A 22,502-nucleotide genomic window follows, 5' to 3' on the forward strand; every position below is an offset into this window, starting at 1 on the left:
CATACCTCCGACGCCTTCCCCGACGGGGAAGGCACGACAGACGGGACACCCCATGACCGACGCCGTGAAGGGCCCTGCCAGCTACTTCCCCTCGATCGAGAAGAAGTACGGCCGCCCGGTCTCCGAGTGGAAGGCCCTCATCCGCGCCTCGCCGCTGACCAAGCACATGGAGCTGGTCGCCTGGCTCAAGTCCGACCACGGACTGGGCCACGGGCACGCAGGCGCCCTGGTCGCGCACACCCTCGCCGAAAGCAGCCGCACCTGAGGGCTGCCCCGACAGCCCTGAGTCCCTCGTTTGTCGCCGACTCCCTGCAGCTGTGTCCGCGATCGGTAACCGAGGCATCCCACCGGGACGTTCGCCCGTCTGGATGGGTGCACGGCATCGGTGGAGACAGAAAAAAGGGGCGGGCGGACATGGGCAAGCACAAGGGAAAGGCATGGCACAGCCGACTCCTCGCGGCGGCGCTCGGCGTGACGGCGCTGGCCGCCGCCACCTCGGTGTGGACCGCACAGGCCGACACCACCGGGGGCCGGCCGTCGGGAAGTGTCGCCTCGCCGGACCAGCGGGACCGGCCGGTGGCCAAGGTGGCGGCGGACATCGCGCACGCCTCGGACGGCGGGGACCGGGGCGTCAACATCACCATCGACGACGGACCGGACCCGGTCTGGACGCCGCAGGTGCTGCGCCTGCTGAAGGACGAAGGCGTGAAGGCCACGTTCTGCATGGTGGGCACCCAGGCCCGGGCGTACCCGGACCTGGTCAAGCAGGTCGTGGCGGACGGCCACCGGCTGTGCAACCACACCGTCTCGCACGACACCACCATGGACACCAAGTCCGAGGCCTACCAGTCACAGCAGATCCTGGACGCCGAACGCATGATCATCAAGGCGTCCGGTGGCGTCCGGTCGCAGTACTACCGGGCCCCGGGCGGCGCCTTCACCCCGTACAGCCGGCAGCTCGCCGCGTCCCACGGGATGCGGCCGCTGGGCTGGAACGTCGACACCAAGGACTTCGAGCACCCCGGCGCGGACACCATGGTCGCCACCGTCAAGCGCGAGATCACCAACGGGCCGACCGTCCTCTTCCACGACGCGGGCGGGGAACGCTCCCAGACGCTGGCCGCTCTGCGTCAGGTTCTGCCCTGGCTGGCGGAGCAGGGCTACTCCTTCGGATTCCCCGTGCGTTGACCGACGCCCGCTCGCCCCGCCCCCGTCAAGGCCTTTTGACAGTCGATACAGGGCCTTAGTTGGCCCAGACGACCGGACTGTCGCTGTACGTGTCACCCTCGTCGAACTGAGCGGCCGTGACCGGTGCGCCCTTCGTGGCGGTGAGCGAGCAGGTCTCGTACGAGGCGCCCTTGGTGGTGAACTCGCGGGGCGCGCTCTCCCTGTCGCACTTGCCGGGGATGTCGCCGATCAGCACGATGCCCGTGCCCGCGCCCCCTTCGAGCACACCGTCCAGCTTCAGCGACGCGTACGACAGGTCGGTGCCGCCGACGTTCTCCACCTTCATCTTGATGAAGTAGGGCGTCATTCCCTTCGCCTTGTCACCGAAGGCGGCCATATCGGCCTCGGCGCCCTTCTCGATCGCCGTGACGGTCACGGCGATGGTGCCCTTCTTGTCACTCGTGTACGCGAAGGGCAGGACGGCCCTGTCGCCGACCTTGAGCTCGGTGCCCGGGGCGGCGACATCTCCCTCGCCCCCGGCCGGAGCGTCGCCGTCACCGCTGTCGGCGTCGGGGCTCTCGCTGCCGGCCTCGCTGTCCGGCTCGGACGGGGCCGGGGCCGACGCCGCCGGTGACTCCTTCGCCGCGGGCTCCCCGTCCTCGTCGCTACAGGCCGAGAGCCCGAGGCCCAGGGCGACCACGGCGGCCGCGGACACGATACGTCGCTTGTGCACTACTACTACCTCACTGATCACGAGAACTGTTCCGTCGTTGACGCGCAGGGTGCCACAGCACGGAATACGGCTGGTACACGCCCGGGGTGACGCCGGAAAGAGCACGCGCGGTTCCGCGCCATGCGGTTCAGCGGATCCGGCCCCGCACGACGGCCGCCTCGTCGGCCAGGCGCCGCGCGGTGGTGTCATCGCCCGCCGCGTCCCGCAGCCCGGCGAGCTTCTCCAGTACGGCCGCGAGCAGGTACGGGTAGTCGATTCCGCGGGCCACCTCGACCGCGCGCTCCCCCCGGCCGATCGCGGCCGACCACTCACGGGGGCCGTACAGGCGAGCGTCGAGCAGGTCGATGAGGACCCGGGTCTCGAACATGGGGTCGTGGAGTGCGTGCGCGATCTCGGCGCCTTCGAGGAGACGGCGGCGCGCCTCGGCGTACTCGCCCCGGGCCAGGTGGAGGCAGCCCCAGGCATGGGCGGTGTAGAACGTGCCGGACGAGCCGATGTTCCGCGCGCACGCGGCAAGTTCGGTGAACGACACCTCGGCCTCCGCGGTCCGGCCGAGTGCCAGCTGTGCCTGGCCGAGCCAGTAGGTGTCCCGCGCGATCAGGGCCCGGATGCCCTGCTTCCGCGCCCCGTCGACGATCTCCGTGAGGACCGCCGCCGCGCGCTCCGGCCGGCCCGCCTGCAGATGAGCGAGGCCGACCTGGGAGTACGCGTGCAGGGCCGCGGCCGGCTGCCCGCCCGCGTCGAGCCGCTCGAAGGCCTCGCGGCCTGCGGTGATCGCCTCGGTCAGCCGGCCGTTGGGCACGAGGAAGAACGGCGCGTTGCTCAGCGCCTCCAGATAGCCCCGCTGATCCCCTATCCGTTCGAAGAGTTCCATGGCCTCGGTGTTGGACTCCTCGGCCGGACCGTAGCGGCGCCGGGTGTAGAGCAGTCCGGCCATCGAGATGAGCAGTCTTGCCCGGCCGCGCAGATTGCCCGCGGCCCTGGCCAGGCCCATCGCCGTCTCGTAGCACTCCTGCCAGTCGTCGAAGTACCGCTCCGTCTCGAACAGCGCGTGCCCGCCCACGGCTAGTTCCCAGCAGAGCTCGTCCCTGCCCAGCTCGGCGGCCTGCCGCACCCCCGCCACCAGGGGGACCCGTTCCGCGTCCAGCAACTGCATCGGCGGCACGGAGGGCGGCAGGCTCGCCTCCACCAGTGCCGGCTGCCACCGGACGGCGTCCCGCTGGAACATGTTCTGTCCCATGTGGTCGCGGTCGGCGATGTCCGTGAAGGCCAGGAGCGCGCTGAGGACGCGGACGACGGCCCCGTCCCGGGCCTCACCCGGCTCCTCCGCCTCCGCGCGTTCCCGGGCGTACGCGCGGATCAGGTCGTGGAACCCGTAACGCGCCAGGCCGTTGGGCGTTCCGGTGACGTCGAGGAGGTGGACGTCGACCAGTTCGTCGAGGAGTTCCTGGGCTGCCCGCAGGCCGGTGTCGAGCGCGGCGGCCGCCGCCCAGAGCGGAAAATCGGGCGCCTCCAGCAAGCCGAGGAGCCGGAACAGCCGCCGCGCTCCGGGCCGGATCCCCTCGTAGCTCAGCCCGAAACTGGCCCGTACCTCAAGATCCCGATAGCGCAGGGCGTCCAGCCGGTGCTGTTCGTCCGCCAGCCGTGCCACGAGATCCGCCGGGCGCCAGTGCGGCCGGGACACCAGGAGCGCCCCGGCGATGCGCAGGGCCAGCGGCAGCCGCGCGCACAGCCGAACCAGGTCGGACAGCTCCGCCGGGGTGGCCGAGGCCAGCCGTCCGCCCGTGGCGCGCAGCATGGCCAGGCTGTCGGCCTCGGACATCTCACGGAGCTCGACCCGGTGCGCGCCCCCCAGGCCGGCCAGCCGCACCCGACCGGTGGCGATCACGCCGCAGGTGCCGCTCGTCGGCAGCAGGGGCGCCAACTGCTCCTCGTCGAACGCGTCGTCGAGCACCACCAGGATCCGCCGCTCGGCCAGCATGCCCCGATAGAGGTCCGTGCGCTCCTCCGGATCGTCCGGCACCGCCGTGGCGGGCACTCCCAGCGCCCGCAGGAAGCGGCCGAGCACCGTGGCGGGGGAGACCCGTTGCGTACGTGCGCCGTCCAGCGCCGCGAACAGCTGACCATCGGGGTACGCGGACCTCAGCCGATGCGAGGCCTGCACCGCGAGGGCGGTCTTGCCGACCCCGCCGGGGCCCGAGATCGTCACCGTGGCGGCCGGTTCGTCCGCGGCGCGGTGCGCGCGGAGCCGGGCATCGATCTCCGCCAACTCCGCCCGCTGCCCGCTGAAGTCGCCGAGCGCCGGAGGCAGCATCCGGGCACCGGTGACGATGCGCCGGTCCGGTTTCTGGTCCTGTTCCTGGTCCGGCCCCTGGTGGTCCTGTTCCCGGTCCGGTCCCTGGCCCTGTTCCCGGTCCGGTTCCTGGTCCTGTTCCCGGTCCGGTTCCTGGTCCTGTTCCCAGTCCGGCCCCTGGTCCTGTTCCCGGTCCGGTTCCTGGTCCTGTTCCCAGTCCGGTCCCTGGCCCTGTTCCCGGTCCGGTTTCGCGCCCTGTCTCGCGTCCGGTTTCGCGTCCGGAACCGGCCGGTCCAGTGCGGGGTCCTCGCCGAGGACGGCCCGGTGCAGGTCCCGCAACCTGTGCCCGGGCTCCAGGCCGGTCTCCTCGGCCAGGACCTCACGGACCTGGAGGTAGGCCTGAAGCGCCTCCGCCCGCCGGCCGCAGCGGTACAGCGCGAGCATGAGCTGGGCCCACATCCGCTCGCGGAACGGGTGCTCCATCGTCAGCGCCGTCAGCTCGCCGAGAAGCCCGCTGTGCCGGCCGAGCCGCAGATCGACGTCGATCCGCTCCTCGACCACGCCGAGCCGGAGTTCATCGAGGCGTGTGGCCTCCGGGCCCAGCGCCGGCAGGTCGGCGACCCCGGCGAACGCGGGGCCCCGCCAGAGCCCCAGGGCCCCCGCGAAGAGCCGCCGCGACCGCTCGCGTTCACCCGCCGCCAGCGCGGTCCGGGCCGCGTCCGCCAGGTCCTCGAAGCGTGCCGCGTCCACCTCGGCACGGTCGGCCCGCAGCACGTAGCCCCCGCCCTCGCGGGCGATGCGTCCCGGGTCGCCCAAGCGGTGCCGGAGCCGGTGGACGTAGGTCTGCACGTTCTTGGCGGCGCTCTTCGGCTGTTCCGCGCCCCAGACCGCTTCCACCAGCGCGTCATCGGAGACCGGCCGGCCCTGTCGGCTCATCAGGACCGCCAGGAGGATCCGCCCTTTCGGCGTGCCCAGTTCCAGCGGTACGCCGGCCCGCCACACGGTCAGCGGACCCAGTACCCCGAAGTCCACAGCTGCTGCCCCCCGCCTTCGACCGCCACTGTAACGGCCACCGTCCGCAACCGGCCCGAAGCAGCCGCCGGACGGTGCGGGCCGGGCCGCTCCGGGGTGGGGCTGATGCTTACGGGTCCGCATCCGCCAGTAGAGTTCGATGCTTGTTCGATTCGATGCGAGCTGGGGGGACGGATGGTGGGCACACAACTGAGAGACACCGCGCAGGAGTTGGCGGCGGTGTTGTGGCGGGAGCACACCGTGTACCGGGAGCGGTCCGGGGGGATGGTCATTCGGGGCGAACACGTACGGCGGTGGATCAGCCTCGCTCCGGCGGGCGGCCGGGACGAGATTCTCGTACGCGCGGGCCGCATCCTGGACGGCGGCACCACCGCTCCGGCGCGTTCGGAGGCCGTGGTGCCCCTCTCCGCCGGTACGGGGGTGCTCGCCGCGACCTGCCGGCGCCTGCTGGCCGACGCGGCGGCCGACGCGGCGCGGCCCGCTCCGGACCGGGCGGAGACGGGGCGGGCCCGAGGGTCCCGCCGGTCCCGCAGGTCCGCGCGGCGCAACGGCAGGGGAAGGCACACCGGGTTCAGTTCATGGGTGATCCTCGTGTGCGTGGCCGGCGTGATCGCCCTGTTCGCGTACACCTCCGCGATGCACGGCTGACGGCGTACGGACGTACGGACGTACGGACGTGGGGTCCGCGCGGGGCCGTCGGCCAGGACCGACATGCGCCACGCGCCACGCGCCACGCGGCGGCAGGGTGGTGGTGGCGGCGGTCGAACCCGGGCCGCACCGGTGTTTGTCAGTACCGGGTGGCAGGATCCCGTGCCATGACCGCACCGATCAGTGAGTCGTGGGCACGTATCGAGAACTGGCTCGCCGAGCACGCGCCGACGACCTACGCGGCGCTGGCGCAGCCCGCGGATCCGGCGGACATCGCCGCGACCGAACGGGACATCGGCTACCCGCTCCCGAGGCCCCTGGTGAAGTCGTTGCTGCGGCACGACGGCCTCCGCGTCCAGGGAGGGTCACTGCTGCCCGGGTTCTACAGGCCGATCGGCGCACGCCGGATCGCGGATGAGTGGCGGCTCTTCACCAGCTTCTACGACAGGCTCACGGCGGAGGAGAAGGGGGACGAGGTGGACTTCGACTTCATGGACATGGGGTTCAGTGGCGTCCTCTACGGACACCCGCGGTTGATCCCCATCGCACGGGACGTGGGCGGGGGCTATCTCGTGCTGGACCAGCGCCCGGAGACCGATCGGGGGCGTGTCCATCAAGCCGAGGCCGTGGAGGGTGTCATGCGTGGATCCCATGAGGCGTGGGCGTCCCTGCCGGTGCTCATGGAGACCGTGGCTACGTCGCTGGAGACCGGCGGGCCCATCGAACACTTCAAGCCCGAGGTGGACGAGGAACAGCGGTTGCAGTGGGACGTCGTGCCGCTGTGCGACGACCGGACCGTGGAGAAGCGTGCTGCGCGTCACCGATGACGAGGTCGCCCACGGCCGGCCGGCCCCGGTGTGCGTCACGTACCCGTCACAGCCGGCGCGTGCGAACCGCGGGGCTGTCCGCCCCGCGTACGAACCGCGGGGCTGTCCGCCCCCTGCTCCGGGGACTCACAGCGGCGAGCCAGTCCGGAACACCGTCGACCGGGAGGTTCTCCTGCTCGAAATCCGCGGTGCGGCCCAGCACCGGGGCTGAGAGCACCGATCGCAGGCGCCGTCGGTACGCCGCCTCGCTCCCGGAGACGTCAACGGCGAAGAGGGCGAGAACGGGCGGCGCGACACAGGCACTCGGGCGGTCCCGCAGGCGCTGGCTCTGGACCTGCGGCGCCGGGGCGGCGGGGAAATGGGGAGCCGTGACGGACGGGCGTACGTACGTACGTACGTACGAGCATGAGGTGGGACGACGACCTTCAGGAGTCCTGTGCCCGCACCAGCCCGTCGCCGACAGGGGTGCGGTAGTAGAGCACGGACCGTCCCGAACGGCGTCGGCCGACCAGTCCGGTATCCAGGAGCACCTTGAAGTGGCGGCCCACCGGACCCAGACCCTGGCCCGTCACCGTCACCAGGTGCGTCGTGCTCATCGGGCTGTCCAGGAGCATCAGAACGCTCGCCCGCCCGGCACCGAGCAGCTTGGCCAGTGCCTCCGGAGCGACGGTTCGCTCCTGCTCCGCCAGCGTGCCCGAGCAGGGGTACACCACGGCGTTGCGGTGGACCGCGCCGAGGGAGTCCGGACGGTCCGTGGAGATCCACCCCCTGCGCGCCGTGACCGGCACGAAAAGCAGCTGCGCGCCGATCAGTTGCCGGGGAGGGAAGGCGCGGGTGTTGATCTGCAGCCGGTTGCTGCCCAGCCATCGCATCTCCGGATGCATGCCGTCCAGAGCCGCCGCCCAGCCCAGTCGGCTCAACTGCCGTGCCCGCGCGACCACATCGGCCTCGATGACGCGCCGCCGTCGCGGCCAGTCGGGAGCCACGGCCTCCCGCCACACCCACTCCAGCAGGTCGGCGATGCGCTCCGGTAGATCGGCGCGCAGCAACGGCGCCGGCAGGGGCCCCCGGTGAGCGATCTCCAGGTCGGTGCGCGCGGTGTCGCCCGGCGTCCGGCGGATCCGCGCCAACTCGTCGTGGAACTCCGCAGCCGCACCGACCGGCCCCGGCCCCGGCCCCGGCCGCGGAACGCGGCCTCCGGCCACTGGATAGGGCCCTCGCCCGACAGGTCGTCGGGCCCCTTGCCCGACGGGTCGTCGGGCCCCTTGGACCGCAGGTCGCTGGAGTAGTCCTCCAGCGGCGAGAGGCCATGGTCGAGGCGGGTCTCCGACGGACCGCGGACCGCGGACCCGTTCGCCCCGCCGCTGCGAACGCCGTCCCGCGTCCAGCCGTCCGGCAGCGAAATCCGCGGCCGTTCACCGCCCTGCTGCGAGAGGAAACCCTCAGGGCGCAGGGCCCGGCGTCCGCCCTCGAAGCACGAGCGCTTTGCGCCAGGCGGCCTTGAAGTGGCGTGAACAGATATTGCCCGTCCCGTCACGCCATGCGCACTGTGGAAGTGCGGGAGCGCTCCCACACCCTCGACTCCGCCGGTTTCTCCGGCTCCACCGAAGGAAGAGATCATGAATTGTCATGTACGCAACACACGTCCGTGGCGCACTCTGACGCTTGTCCTGAGCACCGTCGCAGCGGTGCTTCTCAGCATGACCGCCTGGAGCGGCACAGCCATGGCTCACGGGTCGGTCGTCGACCCGGCATCACGCGCCTACGACTGCTGGCAGCGCTGGGGCAGCGACTTCCAGAACCCGGCCATGGCACAGCAGGACCCGATGTGCTGGCAGGCGTGGCAGGCCAACCCGAACGCCATGTGGAACTGGAACGGCCTGTACCGCAACGGCTCCGCCGGCAACTTCCAGGCGGTCATACCGGACGGACAGCTGTGCAGCGGCGGTCGGACCGAGGGCGGTCGCTACAACGCGATGGACACCGTGGGCGCATGGAAGACCACGAACATCACCGATGACTTCACCGTCAAGCTGTACGACCAGGCCAGCCACGGCGCGGACTACTTCAAGGTCTACGTCAGCCGACAAGGCTTCGACCCAACCACCCAGGCGCTGCGCTGGAGTGACCTCGAACTCGTCGCGCAGACCGGCAGGTACGGGCCCAGCCAGAACTACTCGATCCCCGTGAGCACGTCTGGCTACACCGGTCACCACGTCGTCTACACGATCTGGCAGGCATCGCACATGGACCAGACGTATTTCCTGTGCAGCGATGTGAACTTCGGTTGACCTCTCCGCTCACCGGGTGTTCCCGCCGGACGCCACACGCCCGGCGGGGCTCCCCTGTCCCGACGCCCCCTGAGGTCCCGCCGCGTCCTGACGTCCTGCCGCCCCCCCTGACGTCCTGCCGCCCCCCCCCTGACGTCACGCCGCCCCCTCGCATTCCGCCGCCCCCTCGCGTACCGCCGCCACCGCCGTGCAAGCGTCCTCGATTCCGGAGCCGACATGTCGCGACACCGCTGGACCGGGCAGTTCCTGCTGGTCCTCCTGTTGACCACTCTCACCGCGTTGCCCGCCGCCGCCCAGTCCCTCGCGGCAGCCCCTCCCGCGACGGCGACCACCACACCGACCGACGCGGTGGCGAACTCCGCCTCCGTCCCCCTTCCCTCGCTCCGCGCGACCACCACCCAGGTCGCCTCCGGACTGAGACGGCCGACCGCCGTCGTCGCACCCGATGACGGCACGGACCGCTTGTTCATCACCGAGAAGTCCGGAACCGTACGTGCCTACCACCCCCGTACCGGCCTCGCCCAGGAGCCGCTCATCGACATCACGTCGGCCGTGGACGAATCGGGCAACGAGCGCGGCCTGCTCGGCATCGCCGTGCCGCCCGACTACGACGACAGCCGCAGCGTGTACCTGGCGTACACGGCACTGCCCGACGGTGCGGTCACCCTTGCCCGCTACCGGCTCGACGACTCCCGCCTGGAGGTCCTGCTCTCCCAGCCGCACTCCGAGTTCAGCAACCACAACGGGGGCCAGCTGGCGTTCGGCCCGGACAGCCACCTGTACTGGAGCATCGGTGACGGCGGCGGTTCCGCGGACCCCCTCCGTGCCGGGCAGCGGCTGGACACCCTGCTGGGCAAGATCGTGCGCATCGACGTGAGCCGCAGTTGCGGCCGGCTGCCCTACTGCGTGCCCGAAGACAACCCCTTCGTGGACACTCCCGGCGCCCGCGACGAGATCTGGCTGTACGGGCTGCGCAACCCGTGGCGCTTCTCCTTCGACAGCGTCGACGGCTCGATGTGGATCGGCGACGTCGGCCAGGGCCGGTGGGAGGAGGTCGATCACATCAGGCCCGGACAGGGAGGTCTGAACCTCGGCTGGTCCTGCTACGAGGGACTGGAGAAGTTCAGCGGCGGGGACTGCGACGCCGGCGAAACGTACACCGCGCCGGTCTTCACCTACTCCCCGTACACCGGCGGCTGTTCGGTCATCGGCGGTCACGTCTACCGGGGCCGGAGCCACGCCGACCTCGTAGGCGGCACGTACATCGCCACCGACTACTGCTCCTCCACCGTCTGGGCGCTGCGCCCCGATGGCGAAGGCGGCTACGAGCAGGCCGAGATAGGAGAGATGCCCACCCAGGTGACGGCGATCGGTACGACCGTCGACGGGGAGCTCTACGCGGTCAACGACCTGCCGGGCGGCCTGCACCGCGTGTCCTTCGCCCAGGAGGAACCCACCTGCCGAGTGCAGCCCACCGTGCGGGCATGGGGCACGGGTACGACGGTCGACCTGACGATCACCAACACCGGCAGCACGCCGGTGAACGGCTGGACGCTGAAGTTCCCGCTGGCCCTCGGGCAGACCGTGACCTCCGACTGGAACACCGACCTCACCCAGGGAAGCAACACGATCGCGGCCACCAACACCTCGCACAACGCCACGATCGCCCCCGGCGCGAGCATCACCCTCGGCTATCTCGCCGCCCATACCGGCGACTCGTCGCCACCGCCGCGCTTCACGCTCAACGGGGACGCCTGTGCGGTCGGCCGCTGAGATCAGCTGCTGCGGCAGGTTTTCGTCAGCGCGGTCCTGGAGGACCATGAGCGACTCGGCTTCGGGACCAGGGACCCGCCCGAGGCCGCGCTCAAGGACACGATGGCCCACACGGAGCAGTCGACCGAACGGGCCGCGCTGATCGAACTCGCGCTCCGAGCTTGGGATAAGCGGCGCTTGGGCCCCCAAGGCGTCCTGAGCTGCGCTCTCCCACGAGACGGCCGAGATGGCCATGGCCTGGGGAGGCCGCACCTGTCCGCTGTTGTCCGTTCTGCTGGGCACGGTTGGGGCACGAGGATAGTGGCGCGGCGGGCCTTGCCAGCGGGCGTGCCCGGGGTGGGCCGGCGCGTCAGAGAGGGACGATGCGGACCTGGTCTCCGCAGAGCTTGGTCATGTCGTCGCTGTCGGAGGTCAGGATGGCGGCGGGTTTCGGCTGGCGCAGGGCGACCTCGGCGACCGTGGCGTCGATGGCGTACTTGTGTCCGTGCAGCCCAGCACCTCTGAGCAGCTCCGCTGCCGCCTTCGCTGCCTGTTCGGTGACGGGCTCCACCTTGACGCGGGACAGGGCCCAGTTCAGGCGAGGCATGTTGGTGCGGGAGTGGCTGACTTCCACAATGGTGTTGGCCCCGATGACCAGGTCGGCTCCCATGTCGTGGAAGACCTGAAGCATGGCGAGCAGCTTGCGGTCCTGAGTGATCCAGGCGGAGAGCCCTTCGGAATCCAGGACGACGGTTTCGACGCGCTCGCTCACGCGGCGTCCGCGCCCGTGGAGGTGCCGGTGGGTCCGAAGATCTTCGCGCGAGCCTCGGCGAGCTCCTCGTCGCTGAACGGCCCGTGCTCCTCCTCATGCCGACGGAGGTCCTCGCCCAGGAGCTGGTGCCGGATCTGGCGGGCCACGGCCTCCGCCACGTAGCCGGAGACGTTGTCCGTGAGCTTGCGGAGCTCCGCCACCTGGTCGCTGGGGAGCGTGACGGTGATGCGAGTGGTTGAGGGCATAAGTCAAAGCATACTGGAGTATGCGCATGATGGCTCGGGTCTCAGGCCCCCAGCCGTGACGCCCGCGGTGGCATGATCCGGGTGGATACATGGGGGCGGTCGCTCTCCGGCCGTCCGTAGCGAGTGAGGCTCCGGGCCGGTGCCGCTGGACGGCAAGCAGCAGGCCCCCTACGGCTTGATGTTCTGGTTCACGTGGAACAGGTTGCTGGGGTCGTAGGCCCTCTTGACCTCTACGAGGCGTTCGTAGTTGCCCCGGTAGTTGGCCCTGATCCGGTCCTGGTCGTCCTCGGCCATGAAGTTGATGTACCCGCCTTCCTCCGAGTGCGGAGCGGTGGCCTGGTAGTAGTCACGCACCCAGGCGGTGTTGGCCTCGTTGTCGGCAGGGTCCGGCCACATTCCGGCGATGACGGTGGCGAACGTGGCATCCCGGTAGGCGAAGGCCGTGTCCTGCGATGCCACGCGGTGGCAGGCCCCGTTGATCGGGTAGATGTGCACCGTCGAATTCATGGCGGGTAGCCGAGGCCCGTGATCGAGGTGTGCTGTGATCGCCGCATCACTGAGCTCTGTCACGAAGTTGGCCTTCCAATAATGCTGCAGGCCAGGCGGCACCAGCGCGTCGAACGCGCTGTTGAGCGCGGAGTACGGCATCGGGCCTACGTGCTCGGCAACCACCGGTGCGATATCGCGGAACCGCTGGACGGCGCGCTCTCCCTCATCCATGGGGCCGGCCCAGCACGCGACGATCAGGATGAAGGTGTCGCCGTGCCGGTTCTCAGGTATGAACGGCAGAGGTGGGGCGATCTGGAAGGCGGGGAAGCCGCCGAGTTCCTCCGGGGCGTCGGCGATGATTTCGCGGAACGAACGCAGAACCGTGCCGGCATCCTCCAACTCGTACAGGATGGGCCCGCCATAGATGTTCTCGACCGGACTGAGCCGGAACTCGAACGATGTCACCGCGCCGAAGTTGCCGCCGCCGCCGCGGATGGCCCAGAAGAGGTCGTCGTGTTCTTGCTCGCTCGCGACGAGTAGCTTGCCCTCCGCAGTCACCACATCGGCCGAGATCAGGTTGTCGCAGCTCAGGCCCAGGCTGCGGGTGAGGTATCCGATGCCGCCACCGAGGGTGAGTCCCGCGACGCCGGTGGTGGAGACGATCCCGCCCGTGGTCGCCAGACCGAACGCGTGCGCCGCCGCGTCGAAGTCGCCCCAGGTCGCTCCGCCGCCCACACGCGCGGTCCGTCGCTGGGGATCGACGCGGACGCCTCTCATGCCGGACAGATCGGCCACCACGCCGTCGTCGCAGGTCCCGAAGCCGGGCACACTGTGCCCACCACCACGCACCGCGAGGTCCAGGTCGTTGTCACGTGCGAAATCGACCGCATTCATGACATCGCCCGCATGGGCACACTGCACGACGGCAGCCGGTCGCCTGTCGATCATGGCGTTGTAGACCTTGCGCGCCTCGTCGTAGCCATCGCTGTCAGGAGTGACTACCGGCCCCCGTACGCGTTCCCGCAACCGTTCGATCGATGAGCTGTTCACCAACCTCACTCCTTGCGCGTCGGTGCCGCGAACTCCCGAGACACCCAGCCCTCAGCACCGAGATCGGCCCATGCTCCCCCGGTCACTCTCCGACCCGGCTGTGCCTGGCCTGGTTCCCTTCCACGCTACGCCCATGAGTCGGATGCTCAACTCGACAGCTTCGGGAACATCCACGCGGCACCAACGGTAGGGACCAGGTCGACGGCATGGGTGACTCGGAGGGCCTGGCCGCCCGGCACCCCCGGTGGCCGGTCTCGTAGGTCCAGCATCAGAGGTAAGTGAGCGATCCGCCCTTCTGCGGCACCCGTGGCCGGAGTTGAGCGTGATCGCTGAGGGCCCGCGGCCGTGTACTCGCCATGAGGGGCGAGGGGCGGGCGCGGATCCAGGCGGGGCGCCCCGGGCGCGCAGGGCGAGCGTTCCGGGGTGATGGCGTGTCTCAGGGGGCGAGCAGGGCGTCGAGCATCTTCCGTGCAACCAGGGTCAGTTCAGCCGGGTCCGGTGCCGGGCGGCTCGCGGCCGGGGCGCCGGCGAGGCGGTCGTACAGCAGGCCGTCGGTCCAGGCGACGAGCAGGTCCGCCGCCTGTGCCGGGTCGGGGGCACCGAGCGACGTCAGCAGCGCGGCCGCCCTGGAGCGTGCGGCCCGGCCGGCGGTCTCCAGGTCGGCGCGGAGCTCCGGGCGGCGGGTCGCCTCCAGGCTCAGCTCGAAGCGGGCCAGCTGCCGGTTGCGCTCCACGGTGAGCCAGTGGTGCAGCAGTGCGGCCAGAGCCTCGGCGGCCGAGTCCGGGTCCGGGGTGCCGTACTCCGTTTCCCAGCGGTCCGCATCGGCGACCGTCAGGGCGGACAGGCGGAGGTAGCAGGCGCCGATCAGGGCGGATCGCGTGCGGAAGTAGTACGACGTGCTGCCGGCGGGCAGCCCCGCCGCCGTGTCGACCGCGCGATGGGTCAGGCCTCGCAGCCCGGCGGCGGCCACGGTGGCGATGGCCGTGTCGGCGATCAGGTCCCGGCGATCGGGGAGGGGAGTAGACATGCTCGGCACTCTATAGGTGTAGAGTGCCGAACATGACCCTCTACGAATGTAGAGGGTGTTGGTGGGGGCGGGAGGCGGTCAGTATGGGTGTTCGTCATGCTGTTGTGGCCGGAGGGGGGATCGGAGGCCTGGCCGCAGGGGTGGCGCTGAGCCGCCGGGGGTGGCGGGTGACCGTGTGCGAGCGGGCTCCCGTCCTGGCGGGTATCGGTGCCGGCATCGTGCTTGCCCCCAACGCCCTGCGCGCCCTGCACTCAATCGGCCTGGGGCCTGAGGTGTCGGTGGGTGAGCCCCTGGTCGGTCCGCTCGGGCTCCGTACCCCCGACGGCGCATGGCTGAGCCGGGCCCAAGCCACGGCCTCCCGCTACGGTCTTCCCTCGCGGGCCGTGCATCGCGGCTTCCTGATTGACGTCCTCGCCGCCGCCCTGCCGCCCGGCGCGCTGTGCCTGGGCGTCTCGGTGAGCGGTGTGGACGACGCCGGGGGCGCGGTGGTGGTGCGTACGTCGGCGGGGGACCTGCGCGCCGATGCAGTCGTGGCGGCCGATGGGCTGCGCAGCGTGCTCCGCGGGCAGCTCTTCCCGGGCCACGCCGGTCCGCGCCACGCCGGTGAGACCGGCTGGCGGGCAGTGCTGTCCGACGTCGCCCTGCCCGCGTTGCCGGCTGCCGAGACCTGGGGGAGAGGGGAGCGGTTCGGGATCGTCCCCCTCGGCGACGGACGGGTCTATGTGTACGCGACCGCCGTCACCGGCCCCGGTACCCGGCCGACCGACCACTCCGCAGAGCTGAGCCGGCGCTTCGGCGCCTGGCACGATCCGATACCCGTACTGCTGGAGCATCTGGAGCGTCGTAGGCCCGCCCCTGTGTGCATACTCCACCACGACCTCTACGAACTCGCCCCGCCGCTGCCCCGGTTCAACTCCGGCCGGGTGGCCCTGCTCGGTGATGCCGCCCATGCGATGACGCCCAACCTGGGCCAGGGTGGCTGCCAGGCCATCGAGGACGCGGTCGTCCTGGCCCACCTCCTCGCGGGCGATCCCGACGTACCGGCCGCGCTCGCCGCCTACACGGAGGCCCGACACGGGCGCACCACGCGGATCAGCCGCCACTCCCGACGCATGGGGGACCTTGCCCGGCTCTCCCACCCTCTGGCGGTGTCCGCCCGGAACCTCGCCGTACGCGCCACGCCCTCGGCGGTCACGAGGAGAGGGCTGGACACCCTCCTCGGCTGGCAGCCCCCACCCGGTCCGGCCCCGGTTCCCGGTCCGGCTCCGCACCCATCCTCCGCCCCCGCCACACACCCGTCCGTCGATACCGAGGAGCAGTCATGAGCAGGGAGATTCCCACCCGGACTTCCGCCGGAGCGGACCCGGTGCGGCTCTTCAGAGCAGGCGCCTACGGATTCGTTCTCCTCGGGGTCGGCCACCTCGCTCTCTCCGCCGCCGAAGCCTCGGCCACCATGACACCGGAGCGACGAGCGGCCGACACGGCCCTGCGGGAGTCCAGCTTCGCCCTGCTGGGCCTGGACCGCACCGCCCTTGACGTCACCCATGGCATGAGCATCGCGATGGCGCTCTTCGCCGTCGCCTGCGGCCTGCTCATGCTCGCCGCCGTCCGTCATGCCCCCGCCCTCGTCCAGCGGCGTACCGTCTTCGGAGGGATCGCCCTGCTGGTCTCCCTGACCGTTCTGGCAACATCGCTCCTTCTGCTGCCAGTTCCACCGATCGTCATCCTCACCGTCACCAGCTGTGCTTTCGCCCTCTCGCTGCGGAGGGCCGCCGCAGCTTGACGTACGGGCGGCCATGCACGGTCGGCACGCTGAGGCGCCGTGCGCCCTCAGGCACCGAGGCGGGCTCACACCCTTCCCGGGCACGCTGCCGGACCCCTCTTGGCCGGTGCCGTCGAGGACCTGCGGGCAGAAGCCCGGCTCGACGCTGCCCGCAGTCACGTTGCGGCACCTGCAACGCGCCCTAGACCAGGAACACGCCGTCCACGAGCGCCAGAAAGAGGTGGCGGGCAGGCTGGACCGGATGGTGCGAGCGGCCGGCCCGCAATAGAACGCGCGAAGAGTGCGAAAAGTGATCAGGTGGTGCGGAGGTAGTGCTCGACGCTGGGAAAGTCCAGACAACGACGAACTCCCAGGCCGATGACCTGGGAGTTCCTGGAAGAGCGGGTGACGAGAATCGAACTCGCGCTCTGAGCTTGGGAATCAACGGTTCTTGAACGGCTGTAGTGGCCCTGACCTGCATGTTTGAGTGGAGCGGTCGAGGTTGGTGTGGTCTCTGGCTACCGTATTTGTCCGCTGCTATCCGCTCCGAAGGGCACGGATGGGGCACGGGGGTGATCGATGCCGCTGTGGCGTGGGTGGAGAAGTGTCACCGCGCTGGACCAGGCGCCTGCCGTCGTGCCATTTCATCTCTGGCGATCTGGCGACGGGCAATCCGGTCGACCGTCATCGATCCGGAGCCGTGGTGCCGACGGTCGGCGGACCGTGTCCCATTGCGGTCACGAGCACGGCCCACCATGAGGTACTAAGGTACCGTGGATGCGGAGGTGGGATTTATGACCACGGCTTCGAAGCCGCCCCGGCAGTCGCCGCTCAAGGTGGACCCGGCGACGGACAAGTTGATCAGCCAGGGCGCACATTTCCTGGGCTTGACGAAGAAGGACCTGGTCGCGGAGGCGGTACGGGTTTACCTGGACCAACGGCGTGAGGATCTGCGTGAGGGCATGGTGGAGGCGCTCAGCGTCCTGGACGGCTCCCTGAAGTCGGACGTCATGCTCCTGACCGGTCTGACATCGGAGGAGATCGACGCGGTCGGCGGGATCGACGAATGACCGGCTCCGCCGCGACGCGGCCCGCCAGGCCCACCTTGCGATGCCTACGCGATGACCTCGGACTCCCCCTGCCAGCGGTGACCGACCCCCTGGACGAGATCGAGCACCCGATCCTGGCGAAGACCGCCGAGCAGTTCACGGCGGACGATGCCAAGCACGAGCGCATCCGCGCTGTCGATGACCAGGTGCTGTTCAAGGTGAAGGTCCAGCGCTGGCGCGGGGCGGTCTGGGTGGACGCCGATCTTCCGTGGCTGGTGGCGGCCGGCCACCGCGAGGACGGCTCCACCGACGACTTCTACGCAGCTCTCGAAGCCGACGGCAAGACCGCCCGAACCCGCTACAACGCCGGCAACGCCGAAGCGCTCAAGTCCGCCACGTACACCGCCCACTTGCTCCCCGCTCGCGAGGACCACGTTCGCTATCGCGCCGAAGCGGGAGTCCGTTTCGTGCGGCGACTCCGCACTGCGGTTCTGACCCTGAGCCGTGCCACCCTCCGGGACGGTCAGGAGCACACAGTGGATTTCGACACCTTCACCGTCGGCCTCCAGGTCCGCGCCGACGACGGCCACGAAACGTACCTCGCGGTGCGGATCACGGGTTCGGTCCCGCCGAACCTCACCACTTTGATCCTGCGCAACGTCCCCGGCTGCGAGGCCGACGGCTGGTACCCCGAATACACCCTGCCGGAGCGGGACCTGCTCCCCGCCGAACAAGCCTGGTCCAACCTGATGGACCCCCGCGAGGCCGCCCGAGTCCTCGACACAGAGCCGTAGCAGCCGGAACAAAACAAGGCCCTGGTCTCTGACCAGGGCCTTCATCATGGAGCGGGTGACGAGAATCGAACTCGCGCTCTGAGCTTGGGAAGCTCATGTTCTACCATTAAACTACACCCGCGAAGCATGCCGATCACCGGCGCTGCATCGTTCCACACTCTACCCCATGCCAGGCCCCCGGCGGATGAGCCGCGGGGCCTTCGTGCTGTGTGTCTGGTGGGGGAGGGGTTGTGGATGGGGGTGTGATGGGCGGGAGTTGGGGGCGTAGCGTGGGTGGTCGGAGTGCCGCGTGGAGTGGCATCCCGTTCATCCCCTAATGTGGCTTTCTCGTCCATATGTGGTTGGGGAAGGGACTTGATGGATCCGATGGAGCGCACCGTCGTCCGCTGTGCCGAAGGGCATGTTTTCGCTACCTCGTCGTTCCCGCTGCAGCAGCTCGGGGCCGACCGGATCGGGCCCGGGCGGTTGATCCGGTGTCCTCGGTGTGCCCGGTTGCGGCAGGCCGTGCCGGTGGCGTTCGAGAAGCGGTAGGGCGCAGGGGGTAGTGACAGTAGGGGGAGTGGGCAGCGGTAGGCCGTGGCGGTGGCAGTGGTCGCGGGACAGCCGGCTCGGGCAAGTGGTGGCGGTAGCCGTTGTGGGCACGTGCGTCGTGGTCGGCGGCTGTGGTGGCGGGTGCGAGAGGGTGCGTAGGTAGCGGGGCGGAGGTGTTCCGCAGGCGCGCGGGTGGTCCGGTTGGGGCGGGCTCGCGCGTTCTGCGTATCCTCGGGAGGTGCTTCTCTCAGACAAGGACATCCGGGCCGAGATCGACACCGGCCGAGTCCGTATTGATCCGTACGACCCTTCGATGGTGCAGCCGTCGAGCATCGACGTGCGGCTGGACCGCTACTTCCGGGTGTTCGAGAACCACCGGTACCCGCACATCGATCCTGCCGTCGAACAGCCCGATCTGACCCGTACGGTCGAGCCGGAGGGCGACGAGGCGTTCATCCTGCACCCCGGGGAGTTCGTGCTGGCGTCCACGTACGAGGTGATCTCGCTCCCCGACGATCTGGCCTCGCGGCTGGAGGGCAAGAGTTCGCTCGGGCGGCTCGGGCTGGTGACGCACTCGACGGCCGGGTTCATCGACCCCGGGTTCTCCGGGCACGTGACCCTGGAGCTGTCGAACCTCGCGACCCTGCCGATAAAGCTCTGGCCGGGCATGAAGATCGGGCAGCTCTGTCTGTTCAAGCTGACCTCGTCCTCCGAGTTCCCGTACGGCTCCGAGCGGTACGAGTCGCGGTACCAGGGGCAGCGGGGGCCGACGGCCTCGCGGTCGTTCCAGAACTTCCATCGGACCCAGGTGTGATCAACCATGGCTAGTGACGTGCGGGAGAACCTGACCTACGAGGGCTTCGGGCGGGCCGTGCGCGAGTTGGCGCAGGCCGTCGCCGACGACGGGTACGAGCCCGACGTCGTCCTCAGCATCGCTCGGGGTGGCGTCTTCGTCGCCGGCGGGCTCGCCTACGCGCTCGACTGCAAGAATATCCATCTGGTCAACGTGGAGTTCTACACGGGGGTGGGCACCACCCTGGACATGCCCGTCATGCTGGCGCCCGTGCCGAACGCGATCGACTTCTCGAAGAAGAAGGTCCTGATCGCGGATGACGTCGCTGATACGGGCAAGACGCTCAAGCTCGTCCACGACTTCTGCATCGACCATGTCGCCGAGGTGCGCAGCGCCGTCATCTACGAGAAGTCCCACTCCCTCGTGAAGTGCGAGTACGTGTGGAAGAAGACCGATCAGTGGATCAACTTCCCGTGGAGCGTGGAGAAGCCCGTCGTGCGGCGGGGTGGGCAGGTTCTCGACGCGTAGGCACCCCCGGTGGTCCGGTGGTCCAAGTGGTCCGGTGGCCCCTGCCCCCTCGTCACACAGCCCCGTGTCCGTGTACGGGAGAAGGCCCCCGAGTGCGTGCGCGTTCCGCGCTCCGGGGGCCTTCTCGTGCGTACGGGGCCTACTTACTAGATCGTGCCCAGCTTGATGATCGACAGCAGCGCGATCAGCTGGATTGCCGACGCTCCCAGCGCCTTCGGCCACGGCAGGTCGTGCGACTTGCTGACCATCGACGTGAACAGCGCCCCGGCCGCCAGCCAGGTCACCCAGCCCACGATCTGGACCAGGGAGTTCTCGCCGCCCAGGAAGAGGGCGAAGAGGAGGCGCGGGGCGTCGGTCATCGACATGATCAGCATCGACAGGCCCACCGTCGGCTGCCACGAGCCCGTGCCGCCGAGCTGGCGGGCCAGGGTGTGGGTCACCGCGCCGAGGACCAGGCCGCCGATGACGAAGCCGACGCCGGCGAAGAGGACGTACGGGATGACCGTCGAGATCGTCGCGTTGATCGCTTCTTCGCGCGCCTGGTCGAAGCCGAACAGCGCCAGCAGGCCGTAGACGAACGTGACGACCAGCGCCGGGCCCCAGACCGGGTAGTCCCGCATCTGCCAGAACGTCGGTCCCGGGCGCGCCACGATGCCGGTCAGCAGTTCCTTCCAGCGCAGGCGCGGGCCCGCTGGCGGCACGGGGGCGGAGCCGGCCTGGTAGGTGTTGCCGCCGTTGTACGGGTCCTCGTCGACGCGGAACGCCTGCGTGTGGCCCGGGTTGTTGGCGTACGGGTCATGGGGCGCGGGGTCCGCGTACGGGTCGCCGAAGTACTCCGGCTCGCCGTGGCCGCCGTGGCCGTGGGGGCCCTGGCCGTGTCCGGCCTGTCCGCCCGGTCCGGGGCCCGCGTAGCCGCCGCCCGCGTTGTACGGGGCGCCTTGCGGCGGCCCGTACGGCGGTGGCGCTCCGGCGTTGCCGGGGCTTCCTGCCGTCGGCCACGGCTGAGCACCGTACGGCGGCTGTGGTGCCTGCCCTCCGTACGGCTGCTGCCGCTGCTGCGGTTGTTGCGGGGTGCGGTTGTCCCGGCCGCGTCCGATCCTGAATCCAGCCACCCGTCGAACGTACCTGGTCCCCGGGGGTGGGGGGTGGGGGCCGGGGGAACCCGTCCGCCTTTGCGGCCGAGCTGTGACATCCCCTAGGGGCCGCACCTCGGGCCCCGGGAGGGAGAGTTCAGGGAAGGAACAGCGCCGTGGAGAAGGTGAGTGCCGGCCTGTCCGTGTTACCCGCCGTGTAGAGGGCGATCAGGTCCTGGCGCTCGCCCCGGTACGTCCGCACCACCGTGTCCTGCTTCTTGTCGGCGTCGTAGTCGCCGTGGTCCAGGAGGGTGGTGCGGGTGGTGCCCGTCGCGTTCAACGGCGCGCTGGGGAGTTCCTCCGCCCTGACCGCGTAGGCGCCGCCCGGCCGGGCCGGGCCCTGCGCGGAGCCGAGCAGCAGGGTGCCCCTGGCCGCCTGGCCGGGGGCGTGCGGGCGGGCGGCGGCGACGAGGTCGTCGTAGCCGTCCCCGTCGGTGTCGGGCCCGGGCTCGGGGGCGTAGAGGTACGGGCCGCCGTCGGGGAGCAGTTCCGCGCTGCGCGGGGCCCCGGCGCGGGTGAAGGGGCCGTGCAGGAAGGTGACCTGGCCGGTGCCGGCGGTGACCGCGAGGTCGGCCTTGCCGTCGCCGTCGAAGTCGCCGCAGACCGGTTGCTCGGGCCAGTCGTTGCCGAACCGGGCCTGCCGCGGGATGCGTACCGTGACCGCCTTGCCCGTCAGGCCCTGCGGGGAGCCGAAGAGGATCTGGAGGGGGACGGGCGGGGCGCCGACGCCGTTGTACGGGGGGTCGGTGGAGACGATCAGGTCGGTGAAGCCGTCCCGGTCCAGGTCGCAGGCCGACTCGGCGTCGAACGCGGCGGGCAGGGTGTCGCCGGACTTCGCCGCGTTCGCCCGGGCGCTCAGCAGTTGCCGGGCGGCCGGGTCCAGGGGGCGGTCGCGGTCCTCGGAGCCGTAGACGACGCCGATGCCCGCGTCGTCGCCCTGGCTTTCCCCGGGCGCCTTCACCAGGTCGTCCATGACCAGGTCTCGGTGGCCGTCGCCGTTGAAGTCGTACGGGACGCGGCTGCCGGATCCTCGCGGTACGGGGGTGCGCGCCGTGTCCGCCCGGGTCGGGGGGTGCGCCTTCGGCGGGGTGTCGCCGTTCTTGGCGCCGGACGCGGAGGCGGGTCCGGAGGTGGTGGCGGACGAGGGTGCGTCGGCGGACGAGAGTGCGTCGGTGGCCGAGGGGCTTTCGCAGGCGGTGAGGGAGAGCAGCAGACCGGCGCAGCCCGCGGCGAGGGCGGCCGTCGCCCTGGTGGTGACCGCTGCCTTCGGGTGCGTGGTGCGTGGGCGCACGGGGCCTCGTTCGTCGCTCGTTCGTTGTCCGGCGTGTGCTGCCGCCCGCCGCCCGCCGCCTGCTGTTCGCTGGCCGCCTTCGGCGTTCGCTGTCCGCCTTCGGCCGGCGCGGGGTTTCCGACCCGACCCGTGGCCGGGCGGCTCCGGGGCACATGATGCTCCAGATACGTCGTCGCGTACATGTCCGAGTTCACAGTTGGCCTGCGGCGGCCGTCACGTCCGGCGGGCGGGGCCGCTGTGCCCCACGAAGAAGCGGCCGGTCCTGCCCCCGAGGCAGGTCCGGCCGCTCATCGCG

The 22,502-nt window shown here is 70.5% G+C and carries 21 protein-coding genes and 1 tRNA gene; 12 read left to right on the forward strand and 10 right to left on the reverse strand.

The annotated features are described in order from the left end of the window. The first annotated feature begins 52 nt into the window (after positions 1-52). Both ACH4KB_RS00490 and ACH4KB_RS00495 read left to right on the forward strand, forming a co-directional pair. Positions 53-265 (forward strand): DUF4287 domain-containing protein, encoded by a 213-nt coding sequence (locus tag ACH4KB_RS00490; RefSeq protein WP_398062190.1) that lies wholly within the window; start codon positions 53-55, stop codon positions 263-265. Positions 266-414: 149 nt separating this feature from the next. Continuing rightward, positions 415-1,188 (forward strand): polysaccharide deacetylase family protein, encoded by a 774-nt coding sequence (locus tag ACH4KB_RS00495; protein ID WP_398062192.1) that lies wholly within the window; start codon positions 415-417, stop codon positions 1,186-1,188. 55 nt (positions 1,189-1,243) lie between these two features. Here ACH4KB_RS00495 and ACH4KB_RS00500 read toward each other — a convergent pair whose 3' ends face one another. Together ACH4KB_RS00500 and ACH4KB_RS00505 are read right to left on the reverse strand one after the other, a co-directional pair. Then, complete coding sequence (locus ACH4KB_RS00500) at positions 1,244-1,900, reverse strand: hypothetical protein (RefSeq protein WP_398062194.1); 657 nt, start codon at positions 1,898-1,900, stop codon at positions 1,244-1,246. A 127-nt stretch (positions 1,901-2,027) separates the two neighbouring features. Continuing rightward, a complete protein-coding gene (locus ACH4KB_RS00505) occupies positions 2,028-5,225 on the reverse strand; it encodes an AfsR/SARP family transcriptional regulator (protein ID WP_398062195.1) in 3,198 nt (1,065 codons plus the stop codon). A 174-nt stretch (positions 5,226-5,399) separates the two neighbouring features. Here ACH4KB_RS00505 and ACH4KB_RS00510 point away from each other — a divergent pair, with 174 nt between their 5' ends. Together ACH4KB_RS00510 and ACH4KB_RS00515 are read left to right on the forward strand one after the other, a co-directional pair. Further along, positions 5,400-5,873 carry a hypothetical protein gene (locus ACH4KB_RS00510; protein ID WP_398062197.1) on the forward strand — a complete coding sequence of 158 codons (474 nt, stop codon included), beginning with the start codon at positions 5,400-5,402 and terminating at the stop codon, positions 5,871-5,873. 167 nt (positions 5,874-6,040) lie between these two features. Further along, complete coding sequence (locus ACH4KB_RS00515; RefSeq protein ID WP_398062199.1) at positions 6,041-6,700, forward strand: SMI1/KNR4 family protein; 660 nt, start codon at positions 6,041-6,043, stop codon at positions 6,698-6,700. A gap of 425 nt (positions 6,701-7,125) precedes the next feature. On the opposite strand, the gene ACH4KB_RS00520 is transcribed toward ACH4KB_RS00515, so the two are convergent. Further along, on the reverse strand, positions 7,126-7,905 hold the full coding sequence (locus ACH4KB_RS00520) for an ArsR/SmtB family transcription factor (RefSeq protein ID WP_398062201.1): 780 nt from the start codon (positions 7,903-7,905) through the stop codon (positions 7,126-7,128). A 414-nt stretch (positions 7,906-8,319) separates the two neighbouring features. On the opposite strand from ACH4KB_RS00520, the gene ACH4KB_RS00525 reads away from it, so the two are divergent. Then, positions 8,320-8,991, forward strand: coding sequence for a lytic polysaccharide monooxygenase (locus ACH4KB_RS00525; RefSeq protein WP_398062203.1), 672 nt, complete (start codon positions 8,320-8,322; stop codon positions 8,989-8,991). 216 nt (positions 8,992-9,207) lie between these two features. After that, complete coding sequence (locus tag ACH4KB_RS00530; protein ID WP_398062205.1) at positions 9,208-10,764, forward strand: PQQ-dependent sugar dehydrogenase; 1,557 nt, start codon at positions 9,208-9,210, stop codon at positions 10,762-10,764. A gap of 349 nt (positions 10,765-11,113) precedes the next feature. Here ACH4KB_RS00530 and ACH4KB_RS00535 read toward each other — a convergent pair whose 3' ends face one another. From ACH4KB_RS00535 to ACH4KB_RS00550, 4 genes are all read right to left on the reverse strand, one after another. After that, on the reverse strand, positions 11,114-11,515 hold the full coding sequence (locus ACH4KB_RS00535) for a DNA-binding protein (RefSeq protein WP_398062207.1): 402 nt from the start codon (positions 11,513-11,515) through the stop codon (positions 11,114-11,116). Next, on the reverse strand, positions 11,512-11,760 hold the full coding sequence (locus ACH4KB_RS00540) for a hypothetical protein (protein WP_398062209.1): 249 nt from the start codon (positions 11,758-11,760) through the stop codon (positions 11,512-11,514). The genes ACH4KB_RS00535 and ACH4KB_RS00540 overlap by 4 nt, the downstream gene beginning before the upstream one ends. 168 nt (positions 11,761-11,928) lie before the next feature. Further along, positions 11,929-13,308 carry an FAD-binding oxidoreductase gene (locus ACH4KB_RS00545; RefSeq protein ID WP_398062211.1) on the reverse strand — a complete coding sequence of 460 codons (1,380 nt, stop codon included), beginning with the start codon at positions 13,306-13,308 and terminating at the stop codon, positions 11,929-11,931. A gap of 427 nt (positions 13,309-13,735) precedes the next feature. Further along, positions 13,736-14,326, reverse strand: a complete 591-nt coding sequence (locus ACH4KB_RS00550; protein ID WP_398062213.1) for a TetR/AcrR family transcriptional regulator — start codon at positions 14,324-14,326, stop codon at positions 13,736-13,738. Positions 14,327-14,409: 83 nt separating this feature from the next. Here ACH4KB_RS00550 and ACH4KB_RS00555 point away from each other — a divergent pair, with 83 nt between their 5' ends. From ACH4KB_RS00555 to ACH4KB_RS00570, 4 genes are all read left to right on the forward strand, one after another. Next, positions 14,410-15,651 (forward strand): FAD-dependent monooxygenase, encoded by a 1,242-nt coding sequence (locus ACH4KB_RS00555; protein ID WP_398062215.1) that lies wholly within the window; start codon positions 14,410-14,412, stop codon positions 15,649-15,651. Continuing rightward, positions 15,648-16,109 carry a hypothetical protein gene (locus ACH4KB_RS00560; RefSeq protein WP_398062217.1) on the forward strand — a complete coding sequence of 154 codons (462 nt, stop codon included), beginning with the start codon at positions 15,648-15,650 and terminating at the stop codon, positions 16,107-16,109. The genes ACH4KB_RS00555 and ACH4KB_RS00560 overlap by 4 nt, the downstream gene beginning before the upstream one ends. A gap of 773 nt (positions 16,110-16,882) precedes the next feature. Further along, entirely contained in the window at positions 16,883-17,158 is a 276-nt protein-coding gene (locus ACH4KB_RS00565; RefSeq protein ID WP_030595208.1) for a hypothetical protein, read from the forward strand. Positions 17,159-17,235: 77 nt separating this feature from the next. After that, positions 17,236-17,931: a hypothetical protein gene (locus ACH4KB_RS00570; RefSeq protein WP_398062219.1), complete on the forward strand. Its 696-nt coding sequence runs from the start codon at positions 17,236-17,238 to the stop codon at positions 17,929-17,931. A gap of 47 nt (positions 17,932-17,978) precedes the next feature. Here the strand turns inward: ACH4KB_RS00570 and ACH4KB_RS00575 are convergent. After that, positions 17,979-18,052 (reverse strand) — tRNA-Gly (locus tag ACH4KB_RS00575). A gap of 648 nt (positions 18,053-18,700) precedes the next feature. On the opposite strand from ACH4KB_RS00575, the gene dcd reads away from it, so the two are divergent. Continuing rightward, a complete protein-coding gene (dcd, locus tag ACH4KB_RS00580; RefSeq protein ID WP_007452873.1) occupies positions 18,701-19,276 on the forward strand; it encodes a dCTP deaminase in 576 nt (191 codons plus the stop codon). A gap of 6 nt (positions 19,277-19,282) precedes the next feature. Next, positions 19,283-19,783 (forward strand): phosphoribosyltransferase, encoded by a 501-nt coding sequence (locus ACH4KB_RS00585; RefSeq protein ID WP_398062220.1) that lies wholly within the window; start codon positions 19,283-19,285, stop codon positions 19,781-19,783. A 146-nt stretch (positions 19,784-19,929) separates the two neighbouring features. On the opposite strand, the gene ACH4KB_RS00590 is transcribed toward ACH4KB_RS00585, so the two are convergent. Then, positions 19,930-20,895, reverse strand: a complete 966-nt coding sequence (locus ACH4KB_RS00590) for a Yip1 family protein (RefSeq protein WP_398062222.1) — start codon at positions 20,893-20,895, stop codon at positions 19,930-19,932. 118 nt (positions 20,896-21,013) lie between these two features. After that, positions 21,014-22,207, reverse strand: coding sequence for an FG-GAP repeat domain-containing protein (locus tag ACH4KB_RS00595; RefSeq protein ID WP_398062224.1), 1,194 nt, complete (start codon positions 22,205-22,207; stop codon positions 21,014-21,016). Positions 22,208-22,502: the final 295 nt, after the last annotated feature.

The organism is Streptomyces sp. NPDC017520 (genome assembly GCF_044329855.1).
Classification (GTDB): domain Bacteria; phylum Actinomycetota; class Actinomycetes; order Streptomycetales; family Streptomycetaceae; genus Streptomyces.

Excerpts from the sequence above, each read along its gene's own strand:
- ACH4KB_RS00560 (WP_398062217.1), top strand. The coding sequence starts at position 15,648 with ATGAGCAGGGAGATTCCCACCCGGACTTCCGCCGGAGCGGACCCGGTG.
- ACH4KB_RS00550 (WP_398062213.1), bottom strand. The coding sequence starts at position 14,326 with ATGTCTACTCCCCTCCCCGATCGCCGGGACCTGATCGCCGACACGGCC.
- ACH4KB_RS00585 (WP_398062220.1), top strand. The coding sequence starts at position 19,283 with ATGGCTAGTGACGTGCGGGAGAACCTGACCTACGAGGGCTTCGGGCGG.
- ACH4KB_RS00530 (WP_398062205.1), top strand. The coding sequence starts at position 9,208 with ATGTCGCGACACCGCTGGACCGGGCAGTTCCTGCTGGTCCTCCTGTTG.
- ACH4KB_RS00495 (WP_398062192.1), top strand. The coding sequence starts at position 415 with ATGGGCAAGCACAAGGGAAAGGCATGGCACAGCCGACTCCTCGCGGCG.
- ACH4KB_RS00540 (WP_398062209.1), bottom strand. The coding sequence starts at position 11,760 with ATGCCCTCAACCACTCGCATCACCGTCACGCTCCCCAGCGACCAGGTG.
- ACH4KB_RS00525 (WP_398062203.1), top strand. The coding sequence starts at position 8,320 with ATGAATTGTCATGTACGCAACACACGTCCGTGGCGCACTCTGACGCTT.
- ACH4KB_RS00490 (WP_398062190.1), top strand. The coding sequence starts at position 53 with ATGACCGACGCCGTGAAGGGCCCTGCCAGCTACTTCCCCTCGATCGAG.
- ACH4KB_RS00565 (WP_030595208.1), top strand. The coding sequence starts at position 16,883 with ATGACCACGGCTTCGAAGCCGCCCCGGCAGTCGCCGCTCAAGGTGGAC.
- ACH4KB_RS00510 (WP_398062197.1), top strand. The coding sequence starts at position 5,400 with ATGGTGGGCACACAACTGAGAGACACCGCGCAGGAGTTGGCGGCGGTG.
- ACH4KB_RS00515 (WP_398062199.1), top strand. The coding sequence starts at position 6,041 with ATGACCGCACCGATCAGTGAGTCGTGGGCACGTATCGAGAACTGGCTC.
- ACH4KB_RS00555 (WP_398062215.1), top strand. The coding sequence starts at position 14,410 with ATGGGTGTTCGTCATGCTGTTGTGGCCGGAGGGGGGATCGGAGGCCTG.